Origin of the sequence: Streptomyces sp. YPW6, assembly GCF_018866325.1 — a bacterium.
Lineage (GTDB): Bacteria > Actinomycetota > Actinomycetes > Streptomycetales > Streptomycetaceae > Streptomyces.
The window spans coordinates 17,656-38,725 of record NZ_CP076457.1 but is presented as its reverse complement, the minus strand read 5'-3'; the positions used below and the strand labels follow the sequence as shown (position 1 = coordinate 38,725).

The window sequence follows — 21,070 nt, the reverse complement described above, 5'->3', positions numbered from 1 at the left end:
TTCCATGATTTCCGAGAGGAGATTGGCCTGCGGTGATGCCAGCGAAAGTCACCCGCAGGAGGGACAGTTGCGGGCATGCCTCCTGACGGTTCCTGAGTCTCAGCACGCTGCGCCATGATGGGCGGCATGGTCACATCGGTCGGCGGCCTCCCGCCGCGGCGAAGCCTGCACCCACACCAAGAAAGAGGCCGGGACGCGGCAGTCGGTCACTTGAGACGCCCGGGTACTCGGGCGCTGCTGGTGGCCGCGACGGGGACGGGCAAGACGCTCATGTCGATCCGGATTGCCGACGCGTTGCAGGCACGCCTGGTGCTGTTCGTGGTCCCCACCCTCGACCTGGCCGCGCAGACCGCCTTGGCCTGGCGTCGCGACCGGCATTTCGAGCACATGGTGATCGTCTCCTCCATGGACGCCGCCGGCCGGGACGCCCTGGTCTCCGCCCGCGTCATGTCCAGCAGCGACCCCGTCGCCCTGGCCGCCCTGATGTCGGTGGTGGGGGAGAGGGATGACCAGATCCGGGCCCTGACGCTGATCTGCACCTACGACTCACTTGACAAGATCCAGGAGACCCGCAACACCGCATATGCGGTGCCGCCGTTCGACCTGGCGATCATGGACGAGGCGCACCGTATCGCCGGACGTCCGGACAAGAAGTGGGCCGCCGTCCACGACAACCGGCGCATCCGGGCCGAGCGCCGCCTCTACATGACCGCCACCCCTCGCATCTTCGCCGCCCCCGACCTGGCCGAGTCCGCCGACACCACCCGCCCCCGCCGCCGCACCCTCAACCTCCCGGGCCCGGCGGCTGACCTGTTCGCCAACTCCATGGACAACGAACAGGTCTACGGGAAAAAGATCTTCGATTATCCGCTGGCGCAGGCGATCGAGGACGGCCGGGCGCCGGACTACCGCATCGTGGTGCCCACCCTCACCGACGACGATCTGCGCCGCCGTATCAACCTCCCCGCCCCCGATCCCGACGGTGAGGGCGAAGGGCCGGACCAGGCGCTGCGCACCACTGCCCTGCACCTGTCAGTGCTGCGCGCCATGGCCGACCACGGCCTGAAGAAGGTGCTGGTCTACTTCAACCTGACCTCCGACGCCCGCCTCTTCGCCCGCGAACTGCCCCACACCCTGCGCCAGCTCGCGGCCACGGCCCCTCACCTCGTCCCCGCCACCACGCCGGAAACGTTGTTCGTCCACGGCGAGGACACCCCCCAGCAGCGCGAGGAGACCTTCACCCGCTTCGCCCAAGCCACCACCGCGATCCTGACCAACGCACGCCTGGTCGCCGAAGGCGTCGACATCCCCAGCGTGGATGCCGTCGTCTTCGCCGACCCCACCCGCAGCGTCATCCGCTGCGTCCAGGCCCTGGGCCGCGCCCTGCGCCTGGACGTCTCCGGCAAGACCGCCAGCCTGATCGTCCCCGTCTGCCTCCCGCCCGACGCGACCCCCGAAGACATCCTCGGCTCCGCCTACGAACCGGTGTGGGCGATTGCCTCCGCCCTGGCCAGCCACGACCACCGCATCCTGGAACGCCTGCCCGACAAGGCCAACCGCCTGCCCAAGGAGACCAGCGACGTCATCGAACGCCGCTGGCACTTCGACTTCACCGTCCGCCCCGAACGCATCGCCCAGGCCATGGACCTGGTCTCCTTCGACCCCCGCGACCCGACCACATCCCGCTCCCGCCGCCTCGGCCTCGCCGCCGCCCAGGCCTACCACGACCAGTACGGCCACCTCGACGTCCCCGCCGACTACACCGACCCCACCGGACACACCCTGGGCACCTTCATCACCACCATGCGCGACGCCCGCAAAGCAGGCCGCCTGGAGGCGGACTGGATCGCCGAACTCGACGCCCTGGACATGATCTGGGACAAGCACGACGCCGCCTGGCGCTCCCGCCTCACCGCGGCCGCCGACCACCACCGCACCCACGGCCACCTCGCCGTCCCCGCCACCACCCCGCTCGGAGCCTGGCTCGCCGAACAACGACACCTGGATGCAGCCGATGAGCTCGCCCCCGGCCGCGCCGACGCCCTGACCGCAATCGACCCGAACTGGCGCCTGCCTTATGGCGCGGACTGGCACCGCAAGTACCACCTCCTGCGCACCCACCTTCAAGCGGGCAACGACCCTGCCGCGCTCACCGGAGACACTCGTATCGCCGGGGTGAACATCACCTCCTGGCTCACCCGCCAGCTCGCCCGCTGGGCCACCCTGCACCCCGGCCAGCGCGACCTGCTCACCGCACTCGACCTCACCCCCGCCACCAGCCCCCTGGTGCCCGCACGCCGCACACGCCGTACCTTCGCCCAGACCGTGCAACTCCTAGAACTCTTCCTCCACCGCCACGGCCGCGCCCCCACCGCTCGCGAAACCCTCCGCGTCGACGGCGACACCGTCCAGATCGGCCCCTGGTTCGCCAAGACCCGCACCAAGCACCGCGAAGGCCAGCTCCCCGCCAACCACGTAGCCCTCATCGCCGCCCTCTTTGACGGAGACTGGTGCGCCCCCGACCCCGCCCCGGCCGCCCTGGCATGACCTGCCACTCCCCGACACCCACCCCACCCCCGCGCGGGCACCCCCGCGTCGGCATCCGATCCCCGGCGGACCACCAGCACATATGACCGCCTGTCACCAGGCGCTGCACTCCTGGGAACATGAGGCAACCCCACCGCCTCACCCCGGGAGCCTGAATGCCCCACCGCCCCCTTCTTCCGCTAGCTGCCGCCCTGCTCGCCCTGTCGCTGACCGCCTGCAACCCGCAGACCCCGGACGACGATGCCAAGCAGCCCGATCCGGCACCCACGACATCCACCGCCCCATCCGGAGCCGCAGGCGGACCCCCGGAAGGCGCCCTTAACCTCACCGACGCCATCGCGAGAATCCCGACGGGCGACGAGAAACGCGACGGATACGAACGCGACAGCTTCAAGCACTGGACCGACGAAGACCAAGACGGGTGTTCCACCCGCGCCGAAGTCCTCATCGAAGAAGCCACCACGAAACCCAAACAGAGCGAGCGCTGCACCCTCACCGACGGAGCGTGGACATCCGCCTACGACAACACCGAGGTCACCGACGCCAAACGCCTGGACATCGACCACATGGTCCCCCTCGCCGAAGCATGGGACAGCGGAGCCCACGCCTGGAACGACGAGCGCCGCCAGGCATACGCCAACGACCTCACCGCCCCCGCTCCCTGATCGCGGTCACCGCCAAGACCAACCGCTCCAAGGGCGACAAGGACCCCGCAGACTGGCTCCCCCCGGCCACCGACGCCCACTGCACCTACGCCGCCGACTGGACCGCGACCAAGCTCCGCTGGCAGCTCAACGCGGACAACGCCGAACGCACCGCCCTGCTCGACCTCGCCGACCAGTGCCCCGACACCGTCGTCGAGTACGAACCCGCCCCCTGACACCACACCCGCGCACCGCGGCCGCCCTCACCCCAAGCCGCTCCGCCACCCGCAGCGTCCCACCCGTTCGGCCCCGGACCCCGCTGCGCCGCCCACACACCCCGGGGCAGATGCCTGATCATGACGGCCTGAGCCCGGCCGGGCGCCCTCGCACGCCGACCGGCCGGGCCGCGCCCATCCGTTCGCACCAACGCCTCCTCCGCCCGGACCGGGAAGCATCACCTGCCGAGGCCAAGGAGCAAGCCCTGGGACAGACCGGCTCGACCACCCGCTACTGATCACGTGCATCAGGCCGCCCCAGCGGAAGCTCTCTCACCGCGGTCGCCGTATCCCCGTACACCAGGCCTCTCTTTGGCCTGATCCGGCACACCGACGGACCGGTGACGGTAGAACCAGCACGTGAGAACAGGACAGGGGGACAGGACATGGTGGAAGCCGTAAGGGTGCTGCTGCTGCTGCTGCTGTTGGTGGTGGGGGCAGGAATCTGGGCGGCCTGGCGGCGCAGCCTCTTCCCCGGCACATGGGCCCACACCTTCCACACGGCATATGCCGAAGAACGCGCCCTGCTCACCCAGGCACGCAGGGAACTGCGCGCGGTGGACAAGGAGCAGCGCCGGGCGTACAGCGAGGCGGACGCGAAGGTCGGCTCGGCACGCGGAGAGTACGAACAGCGCGTCGGCAAGCTGAGGAGGAAGGTGGCGCTGCTGGAAGATCCCGGCCGGGGAGCGGAGCGGGGACGTCTGGGCGGGCTAGTCCTGTACGAGCACGCGGTCCACATCTTCCCGGTGGGCAGGGAGCTGCCGCTCGCCGGACTTCAGGCCCGAGTCGACCGCAGCGAGCGGGATCTGTGGCTGTACATCCATCCTGCCGACGACAGCCCCGAACTGGTTCGGCTTCCTCACCGCCGGGACCCGGCAACAGCCCCGGACGAGATTGTCGAGATCTTCGATGAAGAACAGGTGCGGGGCTTCGAGATGAAGATCAACGCGGCTGCGGCGGCCGAGAAGAGGTTTCGCCACGGCCTGCCAGCACAGCTTGCTCAGGCCCGGGAGGAACTGGCCGTAGCACGCAAGGACACCGGCCCGCTGCAAGCCGCTGAGCAGAGCCGGGCGGACGTGATGGACCGCATCCGCACCGACCCCCGCCGGAAAGAAGCCCTCGCCAATCTGACGGCCGAGCGCAACGCGTGGCAGGACCTCACCGGGCGCCGCCCGCCGAGGTAGCCCGATACCTCTCACCCATCCTGCGCCCCGGTGCGGCGGATGTCCGCGTACACCCGGCTCGTGACGCCGACCCGGCCCGGCACCCGCCGCACCAGGGCCGGGCCCGAGGTCGCCCAGCGCTCCTCCAACTGGGCCACCACCAACCCAAGGGTCTCCTCGTCCGCCGCAGTGACGTCCAGCACCACCAGGCCGGGCTCGCTGATGTGCTGCTCGTTGATCTCCTTCATGCCGTCCCTGACGCCCAGCCGATCAACACGGTTCGCACCCGTCTGCCCCTTCACCCATCCGGCGGACCGGGTGCGCGGCTCCGATGCCGAGGTCGTAGGCCCGGCCGGCAGGCGGAGGGCGCCATCGGCGTTTCCCACCAGGGCTGCTCAGAGGCGGGCCGTGACGGAGCGGCAGGCCGCCAGCAGGTCCTCGTCGTTGGGGATGCTACGGAAGCGGCCGCTGCGGCGCAGGAGCGTGAGCTCTTCCCGGACCCGGGGAAGGGCCGGCCGGGCGGCCGGCCCCATGCGGCTCAGGCAGGTCAGGACGTGGTTGGACGTCGAGTCGTTCTCCGCCCACGCCGCAAGGAGCGTCTCCGCGACGGCGGGCGCCTCGGCGTCGCCGCCGATATCCCACAGGGCGGCCGCGGCGTAGACCCGGGTCCACTCGTAGCCCGCTGTCAGCATCTTCCGCAGACGCGGCAGGGCCGGTGCGGCAGCCGGCCCGATCCGCCCCAGGACGGCGGCTGCCTCGTCGTCCGCGTGGGTGTCAAGAAGCTCAACCAGCCTCGGCACGACGCCGGCCGCGTCGCCCTCAAGTTCCCACAGTGCCGCGGTCGCGGCCGCCCGGACGGTGACGTCCTGCGCGTCGGCCAGCGGGCGGACCACATCCAGGGCGAAGGCCGCCTCAGGGCCGAAGGAGGCGAGTGCCTTGATGGCGGAGGCGGCCGTATGCCACTGCTCCTCACGCACGGCCGCGGCTACGGCGCTGGCCAGCACCGGTGCAGCCCCGGGGTCACCCAGCTCTCTCAGGGCAGACACCAGAGCATTGGCGCTCATCGACTGCGACGCATCCGAGAAGTCCACCTCCGCCAGGAGCTTCGACAGCCGCGGCGTCAGGTCACCGGCCGCCTCACCCAGGTGACCGGCCACCTGCACAGCACGCCAGGCGTCGGCGCCCCCGTCCAGCGCCTCCAGCACACAGGGCAGCGCCCGCAGATCCCCCAGAGATGCCAGAGCTCTGACAGCTTCCTGGTGAGCGCGCCGTACCAGCCGATCCCGGGCCGCCCACACGCCCGGCCCGTGTTCCGCACGGGCCGCCTCGACGTAGCCGGCGAGGGCCTCCCTGGCCGGCTCGCTCACCGGCACGAGCGCCCCGAGAGCCTCCGCCGCCGCAGCCGAGGTATACGGGTCCCCGGGATCCAGGCACCCCGCGATCAGCACCACCAGGCCGGAGTGATCCCCACGCCACTGGCCGATCAGCTCCCTCGCCATGCGGATCGCGTCGTAACGCACCCCAGGGTCCGCACTGCGCAACTGCGCGGTGAGCAACGTGGTGCGCTCCAGCACACGATCGTCCAACACCGTGTGAAACGCCTCCAGCAGGGAGGTCGTCGGCGCGTGAACCCGGCCGTGCCGCTCCAGATCCTCGAACGCCGCGGCGACCTGCGGTGGCACACCCGGGGAAGGCTCCGAGCCCGCGGCAACATCCGGCACCGCCTCGGCCCGGCAGGGCGCATCGTCATCCCCGCCGGCCTCCTCCGGTGCGATCTCACGGATCAGACCGACCGCCGCCGGCACAACAGCGTCACCGAGCTCCCCCGGAGCGCACCGGACCCGGTGAACGAGAGCAGCGAGCCGCACCTCGGGCACTTGTGCCGTGTCACCGGCCAGATCTTCCAGCCATGCGGCGGCCGCACCGTGAACGGCCGCATCCCGCAGCGCCACCGTAGCCACCGCCCTCACAACGAACAGCCGCTGCACCATGCCGCTCCCGGGAAGCAGACTGCGCAGGACCTCCAACGCGCGTGCACTGTCGGCGAGGAAGAGCCCCAGGCACTCGATCGCGGGCCGCCGCACCTCCTCATCCGGGTCCATCACCCAGCGGACGAACACCTCGGCACGCTCACCTATCAACGCCAACGCGTCCACATGGGCTCTGGACTCGGTGCCGTCCGGCGTGAAGTACACCACTTCGGGATCCATATCCAGGCACTCTTGCCCGATGCTGAGCAGCAACTCGATGACCGAGCCCCGGTCAGGAGTCGCGGGACTGCCGGCCATCTCGAACAGGAACGGCAGGCTGGCCGCCGTGCACGGATAGACATCCCCCTGATGGTGCGCCGCACTGTAGAAGTCGCTGAACGCCTCTTCCCGTACACCGGGGTCCGCCGAAGCCATGCCCTTCAGCCAGCCCGGAACATCGCCTGCCGGACCATAGGCGTGGCCCATGGACTCCCAGTCCACGCCGTCGATTTCATTGATCATCATGCGGGGCACTATGCCGAACAGCACTGACACCACCCCGAAGTCGCGCCTGGGCAGAAGACATGGAGGAGCGAAGCTCCCTCGCAGGTCAGCGCCCCGCCGCCGGTGACGCGCCCCCCGGCCGCCTGACATCGCCGTTGCCTACCCGCGCTCACCCGTAACGAGGGCGCCCTCCCGCGCTCGTGCCGCCCCGGAGCGGAAGCTAGGCTGCCCGGCAGCCCGTGCCGACATGGAGCGCGTGGGTCAGATTCCGGTCCCCGTGACGGGACCAGGAGTACGGCCGGAGTCGCCCGCGGCCTGGTGCCGCAGGCGGCCCTGCCTCGGTACCAGGCCGCGGTCTTCTCCGTTCCACACCTTCTTGGCGACGCCTACGCCGCCGCCCGCCCGCCACACCCTCCGCTGGGACTGCCGGCGTTGACATCGCCAGCGCCCCAGCCCCAGCGATTCCATAGCAAGCGCCAGTTGCGACGGGCCCGCCACTGCTTCGGGTAGTCCGATCAGCTGACGCGCCAAGGCACCCACGGCCGCCCCTGTCTCTGCCGAGGCCTGGGGTACAGCCGGCCCTCGCCGTTCGAGTTCGCTCCGGTGTGGGGACACTGAGCATGCCGATGGGCGTCAGGGGGGCTGATGAGTTTCACTGCTGTGCATCCGGTCTGGGGCCGACTGGACGTGTCGCTGAACGACCTGGGACGCGGGCGCACCTGGGCGGAGATCCACCGGGTCAAAGGGCTCCGGCTGGCGTGTCCGGAGTGCGGTGGGAGGCTCTTCGCCCGGGCCTCCCAACACGGGGTGCGCCACTTCTACCACCAGGTACGGCCGCCGGACTGCGAGCTGGCGAACGAGTCGCCGGAGCATCACTTCCTGAAGCTGGAACTGGCCATGGCGGCCCGGGCGGCCGGGTGGCGCGCGGAACTGGAGGTAAGCAGCGACGTACGGGACTGGCGGGCCGACGTCCTGGTCTTCGACGACCGGGACCGGCCCTTCATGGCACTGGAGGCGCAGTTGTCGCCGATGACGCCCACCGAAGCCAGGATGCGTACCGACCGCTACGCGCGCGACGGGGTGGCGGTGTGCTGGGTCGCCCTGCAGGACCGCCCCTGGACGCGCGCCGTACCCACGCTCAGAGCCAGCGTCCCTGCCGAGGGAGGAAAGTCCTGGACGGTGCGGCACGGGCTGGCCCGCTACACCTGGACCCCCGCACCCTGAAGGCGAAAGCCACATGGGAGCACATCACCTGCCCGCTCGGCGACGCCCTCGCATGGATCCTCCAGGGGACGGTGCGCGTGCACACGGCGGTGAACGGGACGGTGTGGTGGACCGCGCCCGCCTACGAGGAACGGGCCCTGGAGCGTGCACGCCTGGAGGCGGAGGCTGAAGCCGCCGAGCAGGAGGCCGCCGCGGAGCGCCGCCGTGAACGGGCCGCGGCCGCCGACCGGCGTCGCCGGGCCGCCGAGCAGCGGGCCCTGGACCGCCAGGCCGAACTTGAGGAACGGCACAACGAGATGCAGCGGCTGGCGGGGTTCTTCCGGCGCACCGGGTTAGACTTCACGGCCTGGGACGCCTTCACCCAGCTGGTTCGCTCCGCCTCCGGCAAGGCGATCGTCTACGGGGAGCAGAGCCCCCGCTACGGCAACGGCCTGCTGGTCCACGCCCGGCACCGGGACATCGAAGCCGGATACACCCTGGCCGCCGTCGTCTGCCCCGACCCGCACGTCCTCTCCCACTGGCCGGAGAAGCTCGACATCCTCGTCCCCGACCACACCTGGCTCGCCCGCATCCGCACCGTCGCCAGGGTCCCCCTGCGGGTCGCCGTACTGGACCCCCGCACCGGACGCCGCACCTTCGAACGCATCCCCCCAGCCCCGGTTTACCGCCCGGGGCCAGACCGCCCCGGATGAGCCCACCACAGGAGCCCGCACGCTGTTAGATTTCCTGTTCATGAGCCGCTTACCCGATCCGCCCGCACCCGCCGTGACCTGGGAGCCCGAGGTACTGGACGCCGCCCGGGCCACTCCCGCCCCGCTGTACGCGCTGGCGCTCCCGGACACCGCCGGTCACGGCTGGAACATCAGCCTCCTCGATGGCGAGGGTGAGGTCCGCGAGTCCTTCACGGCTACCGATCTGGAGGAGGCCGACGGCGGACTCCAGCAGCGGGGGTATCTGTCCATGGCAGCGGCGATGGGCCGCAACTGGGAACGGCTGACGCCCAACCGCCGTGAGAGCCGGCACGGCACGCCGGTCTTCCGCGACCCTGGAGAACCCCTCTGACAGACGCCCGGCCGACGAACGTACGCCCGGGGCGTTACTCGGGTGGCTGGCCGGAGACGCCGACGTACCAGTCGTCGGCCTCCGTCATCCCGTCCATGCTCGGCTGGTAGGGCTTGACGACGTCATCGGCGTCCTTGAAGTACACCGTGACGCACAACGGGTACTCCTTCCCGGTGGGCGCCGTGACCGTTTCCCGGGGGGCCACCCACACGAACTTCCCCGGCTGCTCCCACTTCTTGCGGGCGAAGGTCAAGGTGGGGTCCGCCGTTCCCCGCCGCAGCAGGTCCGACCAGCTCATATCTGTCACCCCGTGAGCGTAGAGCGCGAACTCCATCGCTTGGTAGCGCGGTTGACAGACCCGGTCACTGCACACTCGCCCGTCGACCCGGCACCGCGTCGCCCTTGGCCGCAGTGCTCCCCAGACCTACAGGCCCTCTGAACCGGCTTACACACGCGCCGGCTCGCACCGGACACGCGACGTCTGCAGCCGGGCAGCTGCAGCGGGCCGTGTGGGTCAGGGCAGCTCATCCCCGCGCGGTGCGCGCGTGCCGTCGGCCCCTGCTGAGCAGGGTGTTCGCCGAACGGGCCCGCCGCGCCCCGGTCATGGGAGAGGATGCTCCTGTGATCATCGGGGATCTCTCAGCACGGCTGGCCGACGCGCGCGGCCGCCTCATCATCGAGCTCAGCCGCGCGGTGACCGACTGGGGCGGGCAGGTGCCCGAAGACCCCGGGGTGGCCGAGCTGGCCGTCCTGCTGGAGGATGCTGCAGCGAACCTCCACCACGTCACCTCCTCCACCCGGAGTGAACTGGCCGGTGCGGTGGGCCACCTGAGGGCTGCGGACCGCCTCGGCGGGCTCCTTCCGGCCGTGACGCTGTGGCACCTGGGCCAGGCGCTCCAGCGGGCGGCCACCCTCCCGGGCGCCCACGAGCCCACCACCGCTCCAGGTGAACCTGCGCCGCAGACCTGCTGAGCCGGGAGCAACGTCTCCAGCCGTCCGGATCAGGCGTACCCGAGCGGTTGGGCGGAGCGCTGAAGCGTTCCTGCGGTGAACCGTGTCCCCCAGGCGGGTGAGCACGCGGAACCGGCTTCACCGGCAGCGGATCACGGCCGGTAGAACGCCATGGTGATCCAGAAACTCGTGCGCGGGCTCAGCGCACTCTCCTTCGCCCTCACCGCCCTTCTCTCCGCTCCCGCCGCCCAGGCCGCCCCGACGGCCGAGGTGACCACCCTGGCCGACGCGGTCGGCCTGGTGCAGGCGGCGCAGGAGAACCGCGCCGGGTACACGCGCAGTTCCTTCAAGCACTGGAACTTGGGCGAGGACACGTCCGACGGGTGCAACACCCGTAAGGAGGTCCTCATCGCCGAGGCGGTCATCGCACCGACGGCGGCTGCAAGCTGACCGGCGGCACGTGGATCTCCTACTACGACGGCCAGGAAGTCACCAGCGCCGGGGCCCTGGACATCGACCACATGGTGCCGCTCGCCGAGGCCTGGGACTCCGGCGCCTCCGCCTGGACCGTGGCACGCCGCGAGGCCTACGCCAACGACCAGGAGGCGCACACCTCCCTCGTCGCGGTCACCGCACGAACCAACCGGCAGAAGGCAGACCAGGACCCGACGGACTGGATGCCACCGTCCCCCGAGGCGCAATGCCGGTACGTGGGGGAGTGGGTGGCCACCAAGCTCCGCTGGCAGCTCACCGCCGACGACCGCGAACTGGAGACACTGAAGGCGTACGCCGACCAAGGTCACCCGCATTGGCCCAGCTCGGCAACCACGACCCTGAAGGGTCAACGTTTGAAACTATGAGCACCAAATGGTCTCGCAGCACACCGATCGGAGAGGCGCATGGGGGACAGCTGGGGCCTGCTGTTGGGCGACAGACAGATCAGGATGGGGAAGAACGAGACGCCCGCCAAGTTGATGACGGTCTTCCGTGAGGAAGACAAGTACCTGCACCTCGAATGGGCTCAGCGCGTCGACGAGGTCAACGCGCGTGGTGAGACAGCGTGGGACGAGCTCGACGAGTTCGAGGGCTTCAACCATCGCGAGCTCTTCGGTTACCGGACCACAGTCCAGACGATCATGACCCGTCTCAAGCTGATGGGCTTCGATCCCGATCGATGCAGCCAAGAGATGATCAAGGATCTCGAAGACGTCAACGAGGATGACATCGAGGACGGTCTTCTTGTGCTCAGCGGCCGTCCCACACGCGAGCGCAAGCAGGAGATCTGCCATCGGGTCTCTGCCGCCGAGGTCCTGGACACGGGGATCGCGGCCTACCACAAGCGAGCGGATGCCTTCGGGAACTGGAAAGTGGGGTACGGTCCCATAAAGCTGGCCGAGCTGGATGAAATTTGCGTTTCGCAGCTGGACTTCTTCTTTGATGACCTTGCAGTCGATCCGAGGCTTTTCCTTGCTTTGATCCTTAGCTCTCAGGATCCTAAAGAGGTGCTACAGCTCGACCTGAGCCAGCTCCTCATGGCTGGCTACTTTGAGAGCAGCGAGGCGGTCTCGACCGAGGCCCTCCAGCAGCTGCGAGATGAGACAGCGAGCAGTGGACCCATCATCGTCATCACCGAGGGGAAGTACGACTCCCGTGTCCTAGGCCGGGCGCTACCTATCGTCAGGCCCGACATCGCTGGCTACTTCGCCTTCTGGAACCTTGAGGAGACCAAGGCAGCTGGCGGGACGGACCGGGTGGTCGCCAACCTCAGGAGCTTCGCAGCCGCAGGTGTGATGAACCGTGTCGTCGCCCTCGTCGATAACGACGCGGCTGGACTGGCTGCACTGAAGAGCTTGGCCAACCCGGCTCTTCCCAAGAACTACATCGCTCGCAATCTGCCCGATCTGGACTACGCGCGCGCTTATCCAACCCACGGACCTTCGGGCCCAGGCCAGGACGACGTCAACGGTCGAGCATGCTCCGTCGAGTTCTACTTCGGCCTGGAGTGCCTCATCGGCCCTGACGGAAATCCCGTCCCCATCCAGTGGACATCGCTGAACAGATCGGTGAACACATGGCAGGGAGAGCTGCAGAACAAGCGCTACGTCGAAGAGAGGATCGATGCCCTGCTTGACGCTGCGGAAGCTGGACAAGTGCCACTGGACGAGCGCTGGGATCCCCTTCGGGAGATCGCGCAGATCCTCATCGATGCTGCCCAGAGCCGGTAGTCGCATCCGGCACTGCCAGCGGTCAACGGTCAGCTCCAAACCATACCCACAACCTCGCCCGGGCCTGGTGGCAGTGGGGCAAACCCGAGCAGACGGCCGCCGAACTGCTCAGCGCCCTACGGGCATCACCGGGCGAAGTCCGCGACCGCCCCGCCATCCGCACCATCGTCACCGACCTCCGCGCACTGCACGCCCAGACAGCCGGGGTTCGGGAACTGGCCGCGTCCCTCAAGAGCGTTTTGTCCTGGCGGGAGTGTTTGGGACCGCAGCTGTCGTGGATGATTGCGGGGTGTTGGTCCAGGTGGAAGCGGTGGGGCAGGTCGCCGACGGGCGCGCGACGGTTCGGGTGCGCTCGGAGGTGGGTGCCGCTGCGGCGTTGTGGTGCGGCGGTCCGACGGGAGTGGGCCGCGAACATCATGTGTAGTGGACTGTTGATGAGGACGTGGCCTGGGGCGGCAACACTCGACCGGCCACTTCATTTTCACCCGGGGTGGATGAGGAGGAAGGCGGTCGGATCGTCTTTCGGGGGCGGCTGGGCCTGACGGGCGATGGCGGAGCTACGTTGGAAGTAGCTGAAACCCATATCCTTTTCGACCTCGCCGACCCGCCGCCGTCGATTGCTGTCGATGGAACGTGGGTCGAGATCAGCGTGGAGCGGAACAGCGTCAGCCTGCTGCCGTATGCGCCAGCGCTGAAGTCTGCGGGCTGGCCCGGAGACGCCCGTTCACACTGGATGTTCTCAGGGCTTGGTTTGAGTAAGTGCTCTGTGCTGTTGCGCCGTTGCTCGTGCGCGCCGTAGGCGGGGTACTTCATCGTCGTCGAGTTGTTCGACGTGGGTGAGGAGGAAGCGCGGCCCGTCGGCGGTGTCGGCGACCATCGAGTTGCGCATGGAGACCCAAAGGTAGGTGCCGTCCCGCCGTGCGAGCCGCAGCTTGGCCCGGCCGCCTTCGGCGGAGGTGCGCAGCAGGGTGCCGATGTCTTCGGGGTGGACCAGGTCGGCGAAGGAGTAGCGGCGCATGACGGAGGCCGGGCGGCCGAGCAGCCGGCACAGGGCGTCGTTGGTGCGGAGCAGCCGGCCGTGCTGGTCGCCCCCCGTCTCGGCGATGGCCATACCGCTGGGGGCGTACTCGAAGGCCTGGCGGAAGGACTCCTCGCTGGCCCGCAGCGCCTGCTGCTCCCGCTCCAGGCGGACCAGGGCGCGCTGCATGTTGGCCCGCAGGCGGGCGTTGCTGATGGCGATGGCGGCCTGGGAGGCGTACAGCTGAAGGGACTGCTGTCTCCAGGGCCCGGGGCGGCGGCCGTTGCGCGGCCGGTCGACGGATATGACCCCGAGGAGGTCCCGTCCGCCCCCGGAGGCATACATCGGGGCGTAGAGCCGGTCCAGCGGGTGCCACTCGTCCTCGAACCGGGTCTCGGGGCCCTCGGTGTGCCACTGCGGTACTTCGTCGTCGAGTAGGACCCCGCCCTCGGTGTGGGGTATGAACCGAAGCTGGTCCCAGGCCTCGCCCATGGTCAGCCGGCGGTCCCAGGAGGCGCGGGAGCCGACGCGGCCGGTGAGTAGGGCCTCCGCTTCAGTGTTGCCCGCGAAAGCGGCCACGACGAGGTCACCATCGGGCCGTACGAGATTGACACAGGCCAGTTCGTAGCCGAGGCCTGCCACGATGCCCTCGGCGGCGGTCTGCAGCGTGTCCGCGAGACTGCGCGCGGTGCTGAGCTCTGCGAGCAGATCAGTCACATGACGCAAGGATTCGAGCCGGTTGGTGAGTTCTGCCGTGACAGTTGGATCATCGGATACCTCTGAGATGTCCTCTACCGAGGTCCAGTTCGTCAGCGAGGAGGGAGATGGGCGATCGGTGTGAGCAATGTTCCGAAGAAAGGGAGCGCCGCCCAGTCCGTCACGGCAGAGCCGGTGGGGCTCGGGCCGTCCTTTCAGTCGGAGCGTGATCTGGAGGCCGTGATAGATCGTGTCAAGGTCCAGAAATTCCCCTCCGTCCTGGACTCCGTTTTCGATGAGGGCGATCAGTTCGCCCGTGAAGGAGGTAAAGCCTTCGGTGGGAGGGGCGAGAGCGACAGCATTTTCAGCGGTCGCCGCGAGGAGATAGGTTCCCTCGACCTGCAGGTCGGCCTCGGCGGACTGGACGCCGAAGGCTCGGGCGCTGTAACAGCAGTCGATGATGACGACGCGCCGTCGGGCTGGGCTTTGCTCGACGGCCCGGCGTATCCAGTCGTAGGGGGCGGCGGTGTCGTGGACCGAGTGGCCCAGGCTGTCGCTCACCGCGAGGTGGAGCAGGCCGGTTCTGGTCTCCAGTAGTCCGTGGCCCCCGTAGTAGACCAGCAGAGTATCGGTGGCCTCGTTGGCTGCTTGTGCAACCGGCGCGGACAGCTCACGGGGAGTGCGTGGATCGGAGACGATGTGGCAGTTCTCCGGAGGCAGTCCCCAGACGCGTTGTTGTGACAGCAGTTTCGCCAGTTCTTCGACGCTGGCCTTTACGGGCAGGAGGTCTGTCAGTGTTTCGAAGCGGCTGGCTCCGATGAGAACCGCCCGCGATGCTGCCGGATCAGGAAGTCGCACCGGAAGCGTCACCAGGGTCGTTGCCGATTAGGGTTTCTACCGCCCGCTGAACTTCCTGGGGCGAGGTGGCGGTCACAGTGACCGAACTGCCATCCGAGCGCTCCAGCGTCACCGTCATCTGACGTGGACGCGTGCTGCGCCATGTTGCGATGGACAGAGCAAGGGCTCCGGTGTTGAGGCCCGTCCCGAGGACCAGGGACAGTACATCAATCATGTCGCCCTGAGCGCCGGGCTCAGGAGCACGTGAGCTGGCCAGTGACAGCCGGGCGTGGCGCCGCAACGCGGGATCGGATAGGAGCCAGGTGTACAGGGATCGCAGCTCCTCTTCTGCCCACTTAGGATCGTCAAGCCGTATCACGATCTCCACGCTCGCACCCTCTTCCCCGTGAACTGTTGACAGCAGAGGCGGACAGCCTAGGAAACCCGCGGCGGAACGACACAATCCGGCGTCTGGTGCTCATCGGAGGTCCGTACTCCGTTTTCGTGACGGCCCCTCAGTCCAGGAGCCGTCCGGCCGATCATGCGACTGTTGCCTGCTTTGCGGGCCATTCAGCTGTCGGACACGAAGCGCGCTGTGACCGCCGCTACCTGGCCCTGGTCCTGCACGGCTGTCGTTGTGACCCCGGTCTGACGGCCAGTTCGTGACCGCTGCCATATCCTCCACTGCCGATAGATCAGCCCGCACCAGACTTCGCGGCGCCGAGGCTTCGCTTCCAAGATCCACGATCGCTCGGTTCCGCGCTGTAGAGAGCACCGGCGTGGGCGCTGCGGCGAGGTCGAACGCAGGCAGATCGCGCCGCAGCCGACGTGACGTAGCAGCCGCCTCCTACTGCGCCGAACGGTCATGACACCCCGCCCGCCACTCGATCGCGGGTTGCAGAAGCGGCACACCGAGTGAGCGCCAGGACTGTACCGATGCGTTGAAGTCGCAGCATCGCTGTCAGTGGGATGCGCGAGACTGCCCGCGTGTTCACGATCGGTCTCCTCGTCGCGCTTTCCCCATGGCTGCTCCTGGCCGGGATGCTTCTGCTCCTCATCCCCGGACCGGTACAGCGCTGGGGGAAAGCATCTTGGGAGCGCCTCGAGCGTCGGCGCGCCGACTCGGGGGTGCGCCGCGCTGCTCCGCTACTGACGCAGATGATGCTGTTGCCGCCTCGCATCCACGACCGTGTCGGCGGAAACGGATTGGCACCCCCGTACGTCGTGCGGTGGTGGCGCGCTCTGCCTGTAGCCGGGGCGATCAAGACACTACGGTTTGCCGTGCTGCTGTTCATCGTGCTGCACGTCGAAGACATGGCCGACTGGGAACACCTGCGGTGGAGCGCCGATCCGGGACCACAGTCCGGCTTGGTACAGGAACTGCTCAGCAGTTTTGTGGCTCTACCGACGGCGGTACTTCCCTGGGACTCTTCCGCGGTCGGCAGAGTCACGAAACTTCTGTTCTGGTTCTTGATCCTGACCGCTGAGGTACGACTCATCAAACGTACGAACCTCACCGGCTCCGGCAGGGGCGTGGCGCTTTCCGCCTACGACATGGAGGGCCTCACCAGGTACGCGGACGGAGAGAGTGCCCGCGTCGAGGATCGGCGCTGCTGGCCGGTCGTTGCTCTGCTGACGGTCGCAGCCCAGTGCGGGGTGGTTCTCCGCCGCTGGGAGGAAACCCAGCCGGACTGCCAGATCCCGCGAGTTTCCGTACAACCGGTCGAGCGCGCCATCTGGAGAGCCCACCGCACTCGTCGAGGCAGAGCCAGACGGCACAACGAGCGCCAGTTCAAGGCACATGCCGCACTGGTTGTTGGCGCGCTACGAAAGGCGGAAGCCCGGCAGGACTCCGACCCAGGCCGCGCCCTTGAAGACCTCGCCGTGATGCTGCTGACAATCGCCGAACGCTACGCCGAAGGCCGCATCGACGATCTCCTCGATGCAGATCAACTCGCTGATGTGGTTCCAGCCGCGCCGAGGGAGCGGATCCGGGCGGTTGTGGTGGGGCTCACGGTTGTACTGGTGATGGCTAGTGCTGCCCTCGTCGGATTGCCTGAGGCTGCGCTCATCCCCTTGCTGCCTGTGGTGGTCGTCTTCGTTGCCGTTGTCTTCAATCGTGGCCGAGTTCCCACTACGGGGCAGTTCACCGATTTGATCATCCCTCGTTGAAAGACGCGCCCGGCTACCGCCACGCCTTCCAGGAAACTGGACGCGCAGCCCGAGATGAAGGTGTGGACAGCGATGTCGACGGTGCGGCCGCAGCGTCCAGCAGAGTCCCCAGCGTCATCGCTCGCCAGCACCCCGGCCCCCACCGGCTCGACCGTCCCGCTGGATTTCGGGCCGACGGACCTGCTGGTCAACAACGCCGGCGCGATGTTGCTGGGGCGGATCGCCGACCAGCCGGTGGACGAGTGGGAGCGGATGATCGACATCAACGTCAAGGGGCTGCTCTACGCCACCCGCGCCGTCCTTCCCGGGATGGTCGCCCGCCGCGCCGACACCATCGTGAACATCGGCTCGGTCGCCGGCCGCAAGACCTTCCCGAACCACGCGGCGTACGTCGGCACGAAGTTCGCCGTCCACTCGATGTCGGAGAACCTGCGCGAGGAAGTCGCCGAGACCGGGGTCCGGGTGGTGACCATCGCGCCGGGAGCGGTGGAGACCGAGTTTCTCTCCTATACCAGCGACGAGCGGATCAAGAGGGACTACCAGGCGTGGAAGGAGTCGGCGGGCGGCGCACTGGCACCCGAGGAGGTGGCGGACACGATCGCGTACGCCTACGGCCGGCCCCGCAACGTCACGATCCGCGAGATCGTCTTCGCGTCCACGGGCCAGCAGGCCTGACCGGGCGGACGGCTGCACGGACGGCCGGGCCCGGCGCGAGGGCGCGCCCGGCGGCGCTCCCTAATGCCCCGCGTCCCTGACCAGGAGATCACGCAGGGCGGGATCGGCCTGCTCCTGGAGGGGCTCGGCGATGCGGCGCAGCTCTTCCCGGCGTTCCGCGTCGTCCGCCCGGCCGCTCAGCTGCGCGGCCCAGAGCCGCCTCCGCTCCGCATCGACCGCGGCGGTCTCGTTGAACAGTGCGTACAGGGCGTACCACCGCACGGCCCCGCTCTGATCCACGGCCAGCCGCAGGAGGGCCTCTACCACCCGCGGCTCGGTCCGCTCGGGATCAGCAAGGCCGGGCAGGGCCGCGGCGACGCCGAACCGTACCGGCTGCGCCGGGTGGTCCTGGTAGCCGAGTACCAGATCGAGGGCCCGGCGGCCGCGGTGGTAGCCGAGCCCGGAGATCATCCAGCCGAGGATCCCCGGATCGGGCTCATCGGCCATCTCCGCCATGAGCACCCCGATGGTCTCCTCGGCCAAGGGCCGTCGGCCCTCGTCATCGTAAGGACCCAGCTCGCGCAGGATCCGCGCTCCCAGCTCCCGTTCCACGTACCCGTCGCGGGCCAGCAGCTGGGCCGCGCGGGCGAAGACCTCCCGGGTCGGACGCCCGGTGAGGGCGATCAGGAAGGGCATGGGCCGCCACTCGTCGTCATCGGAGTCCGCATCCGCGTCCGCCGCGACCTCGAGCAGCGCTGCCGCGAAGAGTTCATCCGTGGTCAGGCCAACTCCGGCTTCATCCATACGACTTGCGCCGCCCCCGCCCTCGCCACCGCAGCGACTTCCGGCCCCGCACGACGGGGCTGCCGTTATTCTCGCACCGTGCGGTGTGGGTGATACTGGGAGGCGCGAGGAACCTCCGTCCGCGCGGGACACCACCACCTCCTGCGACCGTTCCGGCGCTGCCCACCTCACACGGAGGAGACGAACCGTGTCGCCCAGGTACACAACGGTCCAGGTCCGGGTGGACGAAGGCGTGTTATGGGTGGGGGGCGAGGCGTATCCCCTGCGCAACATCTCCCATGTGGGAACCCACACACTTCGGGTCGACAAGGCCTCGGCCTGGTGGAGGTTCGTCCGGCGCACGGTCATCTGCCTGACCTTCGGCGGAGGTCTGGCGGCTCTGGCGGGAGCGAACTGGACGGTCCTCCCGGCCGCCGTGGAGACGCTGCTGGTGTGGCGACACGTCCGGATCATCAGTGCGCCGGCCCTGTACGGGCTGGTCCTCGTTACCTCCGGCATTGAGCGCGATGCCCTGTGGTCCGCGGACAGCCGTCAGATGGAGGATCTCGTCCACGCGATCACTATGGCGCTCGCCCGCCCGGACACCGTGCGGGCGACCCATGAGATCCAGGCCGTAACAGCGAGCATCGTCCGGCAGTTCGAGGGCGGGAGCGTGGGCAAGGCCGCACACAGCGGGAGGGGCGGCGACATCCAGGGGGGGCGACTTCGGGTGGCTGGCCGGCCTACCAAGGCAAGACCGCGCGGCCGGTCCCCGATCCCCGGCCGGTCCAGGGCCGGCCACGGCCCGAGCCGCCTGCGGACGAGGATCCTGAGCCACCGGAGCCCGGCCCGCACCCGGATCCCGGCGTCGGCCCGGATTCATCGGAACCGCGTTCCCTGGTGGCGGAGTTGGTGGAGCAGACCTCCCCCGGCCGGGAGGTCCCCTTGCACGTGCAGATCGTCCGGGGCCGTGAGCGGGGTGCGCGGCTGCGCTCCTTCGCCATCCATCCGCGGGACGGGTCCCGGGTCGTGATCACCCTGCACGCTCCCGGTCTCGTGGTGATCGGCGAGCTGCAGCAGGAACTGCACGTCATGCCCGGCCAGGACTCGGACGTGCTGCGCTTCCGCCTGAAGGCCCCGGCGCCGGGGCTGCACCAGGTGACCGTGCGGGCGTTCCGGGGCGGCACGTTCCTCGGCGAGGTGACCTGTCAGATGTCGGTGGAGTTCGACAGCGTCACGCGGGACGGTCCCCGGCGCCACGCGCCACTGCCCTCCATGGCGTTCGACCCCGGTGAGGTCACTCTCCAGGTTGAGAAGGACGAGGCGGCCGGCACCTTCCGCTTCCAACTGATTGGCGAGAGGTTCCACGCGCCGGAGACCTTCCACTTCCGGGGCGGTGACCCCGGGCGGGCCACGGAGCAGATCTACGCCGAGCTTAGGCGGGCGGCGAAGGACGCCGCGAGGAGCGGTGGCGACGGGGACGGGCCGCGGCTGCGCGGCCGGCTGCGCAATCATGGCGTACAGCTGTGGACGTCCGCGGTTCCTCGGGCCGTTCAGCGGCAGTTCTGGGACGAGGCGGACCGCATTGCGGCCTTCACCGTTCTGGGTGAACACGACATCGTTCCCTGGGAGTTGCTGTATCCGCTGAACGAGGGTCGTGAGGACCGGGGTTTCCTCTCCGAGTGGCTCCCAGTGGTGCGCCGGGTGTTCGGACAGGACCGGGTCCGTAGCATCGGCGTGCCGGGCGCGGCCTTCGTTGTTCCACCGGGTTCCCCTGCCGATGCCTGGGATGAAGTGACGTCCCTGCGTGCCACCTTGGGGAAGGGCGTGGCCGACGGCGGTGTGCTGACCGAGCGCGCGGCGCTGACCGCGTTGATCGAGGGCGGGCCCGCGGGCCTGCTCCACTTCGCCTGCCACAACGCGTTCACCGGGTCCGGCTCGTGCGTGACCATGGCCGACGGACCGTTCGACCCCATCGACCTGGCGTGGGCGGCGCAGCTGCGCACGCTGCGGACGCACCGCCCGCTGGTGTTCTTCAACGCCTGCCGCAGCGCCGGGGAGATCGACTGGTTCGGCGAGAGCCTGGGCTGGGCGCCCCAGTTTCTCAACGCGGGAGCGGGCGCCTTCGTAGGGACCCTCTGGCCCGTGCGGTCGCGGTCCGCCCTGCAGTTCGCCGAAACCTTCTACGACCAGCTGATCGCCCACGGACAGCCGCTCGGCCGGGCTTCGGTCACGGCCCGGCATGCCGTCCGCGACCTGCACGACGGCGATCCGACGTGGCTCGCCTACGCCGTGTACGGCAGTCCCGCCGCGACCGCGCACACCAACCCCCAGGGAGAGTGACC

Annotated in this window: 15 protein-coding genes and 6 pseudogenes; 14 read left to right on the top strand and 7 right to left on the bottom strand. The window is 69.1% G+C overall.

The genetic code is table 11. The features are described from left to right. The first annotated feature begins 114 nt into the window (after positions 1 to 114). The 3 genes and pseudogenes from KME66_RS00170 (at position 115) to KME66_RS00160 (ending at position 4,650) form a co-directional block, all read left to right on the top strand. Positions 115 to 2,547 (top strand): Helicase associated domain protein, encoded by a 2,433-nt coding sequence (locus KME66_RS00170; protein ID WP_367303617.1) that lies wholly within the window; start codon positions 115 to 117, stop codon positions 2,545 to 2,547. A 155-nt stretch (positions 2,548 to 2,702) separates the two neighbouring features. Next, a pseudogene (locus KME66_RS00165) lies at positions 2,703 to 3,427 on the top strand (HNH endonuclease family protein). 443 nt (positions 3,428 to 3,870) lie between these two features. Continuing rightward, positions 3,871 to 4,650, top strand: coding sequence for a hypothetical protein (locus KME66_RS00160; protein WP_253208173.1), 780 nt, complete (start codon positions 3,871 to 3,873; stop codon positions 4,648 to 4,650). A gap of 11 nt (positions 4,651 to 4,661) precedes the next feature. On the opposite strand, the gene KME66_RS00155 is transcribed toward KME66_RS00160, so the two are convergent. After that, a complete protein-coding gene (locus KME66_RS00155; protein ID WP_128806405.1) occupies positions 4,662 to 4,877 on the bottom strand; it encodes a DUF6207 family protein in 216 nt (71 codons plus the stop codon). 147 nt (positions 4,878 to 5,024) lie between these two features. Continuing rightward, complete coding sequence (locus KME66_RS00150) at positions 5,025 to 7,124, bottom strand: HEAT repeat domain-containing protein (protein ID WP_253208172.1); 2,100 nt, start codon at positions 7,122 to 7,124, stop codon at positions 5,025 to 5,027. A 624-nt stretch (positions 7,125 to 7,748) separates the two neighbouring features. On the opposite strand from KME66_RS00150, the gene KME66_RS33705 reads away from it, so the two are divergent. The 3 genes from KME66_RS33705 to KME66_RS00140 all read left to right on the top strand — a co-directional run bounded on the left by KME66_RS33705 (position 7,749) and on the right by KME66_RS00140 (position 9,389). Next, entirely contained in the window at positions 7,749 to 8,327 is a 579-nt protein-coding gene (locus tag KME66_RS33705) for a competence protein CoiA (protein ID WP_253208171.1), read from the top strand. A gap of 71 nt (positions 8,328 to 8,398) precedes the next feature. Then, positions 8,399 to 9,019, top strand: coding sequence for a hypothetical protein (locus KME66_RS33700; RefSeq protein ID WP_253208170.1), 621 nt, complete (start codon positions 8,399 to 8,401; stop codon positions 9,017 to 9,019). 40 nt (positions 9,020 to 9,059) lie between these two features. Continuing rightward, complete coding sequence (locus tag KME66_RS00140; protein WP_128806407.1) at positions 9,060 to 9,389, top strand: hypothetical protein; 330 nt, start codon at positions 9,060 to 9,062, stop codon at positions 9,387 to 9,389. 34 nt (positions 9,390 to 9,423) lie between these two features. On the opposite strand, the gene KME66_RS00135 is transcribed toward KME66_RS00140, so the two are convergent. Further along, positions 9,424 to 9,687 (bottom strand): hypothetical protein, encoded by a 264-nt coding sequence (locus tag KME66_RS00135; RefSeq protein WP_128806437.1) that lies wholly within the window; start codon positions 9,685 to 9,687, stop codon positions 9,424 to 9,426. 323 nt (positions 9,688 to 10,010) lie between these two features. Between KME66_RS00135 and KME66_RS00130 the strand changes: the two genes are divergently transcribed. From KME66_RS00130 to KME66_RS33695, 4 genes and pseudogenes are all read left to right on the top strand, one after another. After that, positions 10,011 to 10,361, top strand: a complete 351-nt coding sequence (locus KME66_RS00130; RefSeq protein WP_176725616.1) for a hypothetical protein — start codon at positions 10,011 to 10,013, stop codon at positions 10,359 to 10,361. A 150-nt stretch (positions 10,362 to 10,511) separates the two neighbouring features. Continuing rightward, positions 10,512 to 11,200: pseudogene (locus KME66_RS00125) on the top strand (DUF1524 domain-containing protein). Positions 11,201 to 11,239: 39 nt separating this feature from the next. Beyond that, positions 11,240 to 12,565 (top strand): hypothetical protein, encoded by a 1,326-nt coding sequence (locus tag KME66_RS00120; RefSeq protein WP_216317669.1) that lies wholly within the window; start codon positions 11,240 to 11,242, stop codon positions 12,563 to 12,565. 41 nt (positions 12,566 to 12,606) lie between these two features. Then, positions 12,607 to 12,795, top strand: a pseudogene (locus tag KME66_RS33695) (transcriptional regulator); the annotation flags it as partial. Positions 12,796 to 13,379: 584 nt separating this feature from the next. On the opposite strand, the pseudogene cdgB reads toward KME66_RS33695, so the two are convergent. From cdgB to KME66_RS00110, 3 genes and pseudogenes are all read right to left on the bottom strand, one after another. Next, a pseudogene (cdgB, locus tag KME66_RS33690) lies at positions 13,380 to 14,369 on the bottom strand (diguanylate cyclase CdgB); the annotation flags it as partial. A gap of 258 nt (positions 14,370 to 14,627) precedes the next feature. Then, positions 14,628 to 15,137 (bottom strand): annotated as a pseudogene (locus KME66_RS34500) (caspase family protein); the annotation flags it as partial. Beyond that, positions 15,124 to 15,504 carry a hypothetical protein gene (locus KME66_RS00110; RefSeq protein WP_216317668.1) on the bottom strand — a complete coding sequence of 127 codons (381 nt, stop codon included), beginning with the start codon at positions 15,502 to 15,504 and terminating at the stop codon, positions 15,124 to 15,126. The gene KME66_RS00110 and the pseudogene KME66_RS34500, both read right to left, overlap by 14 nt. 599 nt (positions 15,505 to 16,103) lie before the next feature. Between KME66_RS00110 and KME66_RS33680 the strand changes: the two genes are divergently transcribed. After that, the gene (locus KME66_RS33680; RefSeq protein ID WP_253208169.1) at positions 16,104 to 17,288 is read left to right on the top strand and encodes a hypothetical protein; all 1,185 of its coding nucleotides are present in this window, start codon (positions 16,104 to 16,106) and stop codon (positions 17,286 to 17,288) included. Between the two features lie 72 nt (positions 17,289 to 17,360). Further along, on the top strand, positions 17,361 to 17,963 hold the full coding sequence (locus tag KME66_RS00100; RefSeq protein ID WP_253208168.1) for an SDR family oxidoreductase: 603 nt from the start codon (positions 17,361 to 17,363) through the stop codon (positions 17,961 to 17,963). Between the two features lie 60 nt (positions 17,964 to 18,023). On the opposite strand, the gene KME66_RS00095 is transcribed toward KME66_RS00100, so the two are convergent. Then, positions 18,024 to 18,746, bottom strand: a complete 723-nt coding sequence (locus KME66_RS00095) for a HEAT repeat domain-containing protein (protein ID WP_216317663.1) — start codon at positions 18,744 to 18,746, stop codon at positions 18,024 to 18,026. Here KME66_RS00095 and KME66_RS34495 point away from each other — a divergent pair. After that, positions 18,637 to 19,302, top strand: a pseudogene (locus tag KME66_RS34495) (DUF6232 family protein); the annotation flags it as partial. The gene KME66_RS00095 and the pseudogene KME66_RS34495 overlap by 110 nt on opposite strands. Positions 19,303 to 19,625: 323 nt before the next feature. Beyond that, on the top strand, positions 19,626 to 21,068 hold the full coding sequence (locus KME66_RS00090; RefSeq protein WP_216317661.1) for a CHAT domain-containing protein: 1,443 nt from the start codon (positions 19,626 to 19,628) through the stop codon (positions 21,066 to 21,068). The last annotated feature ends 2 nt before the right edge of the window (positions 21,069 to 21,070 follow it).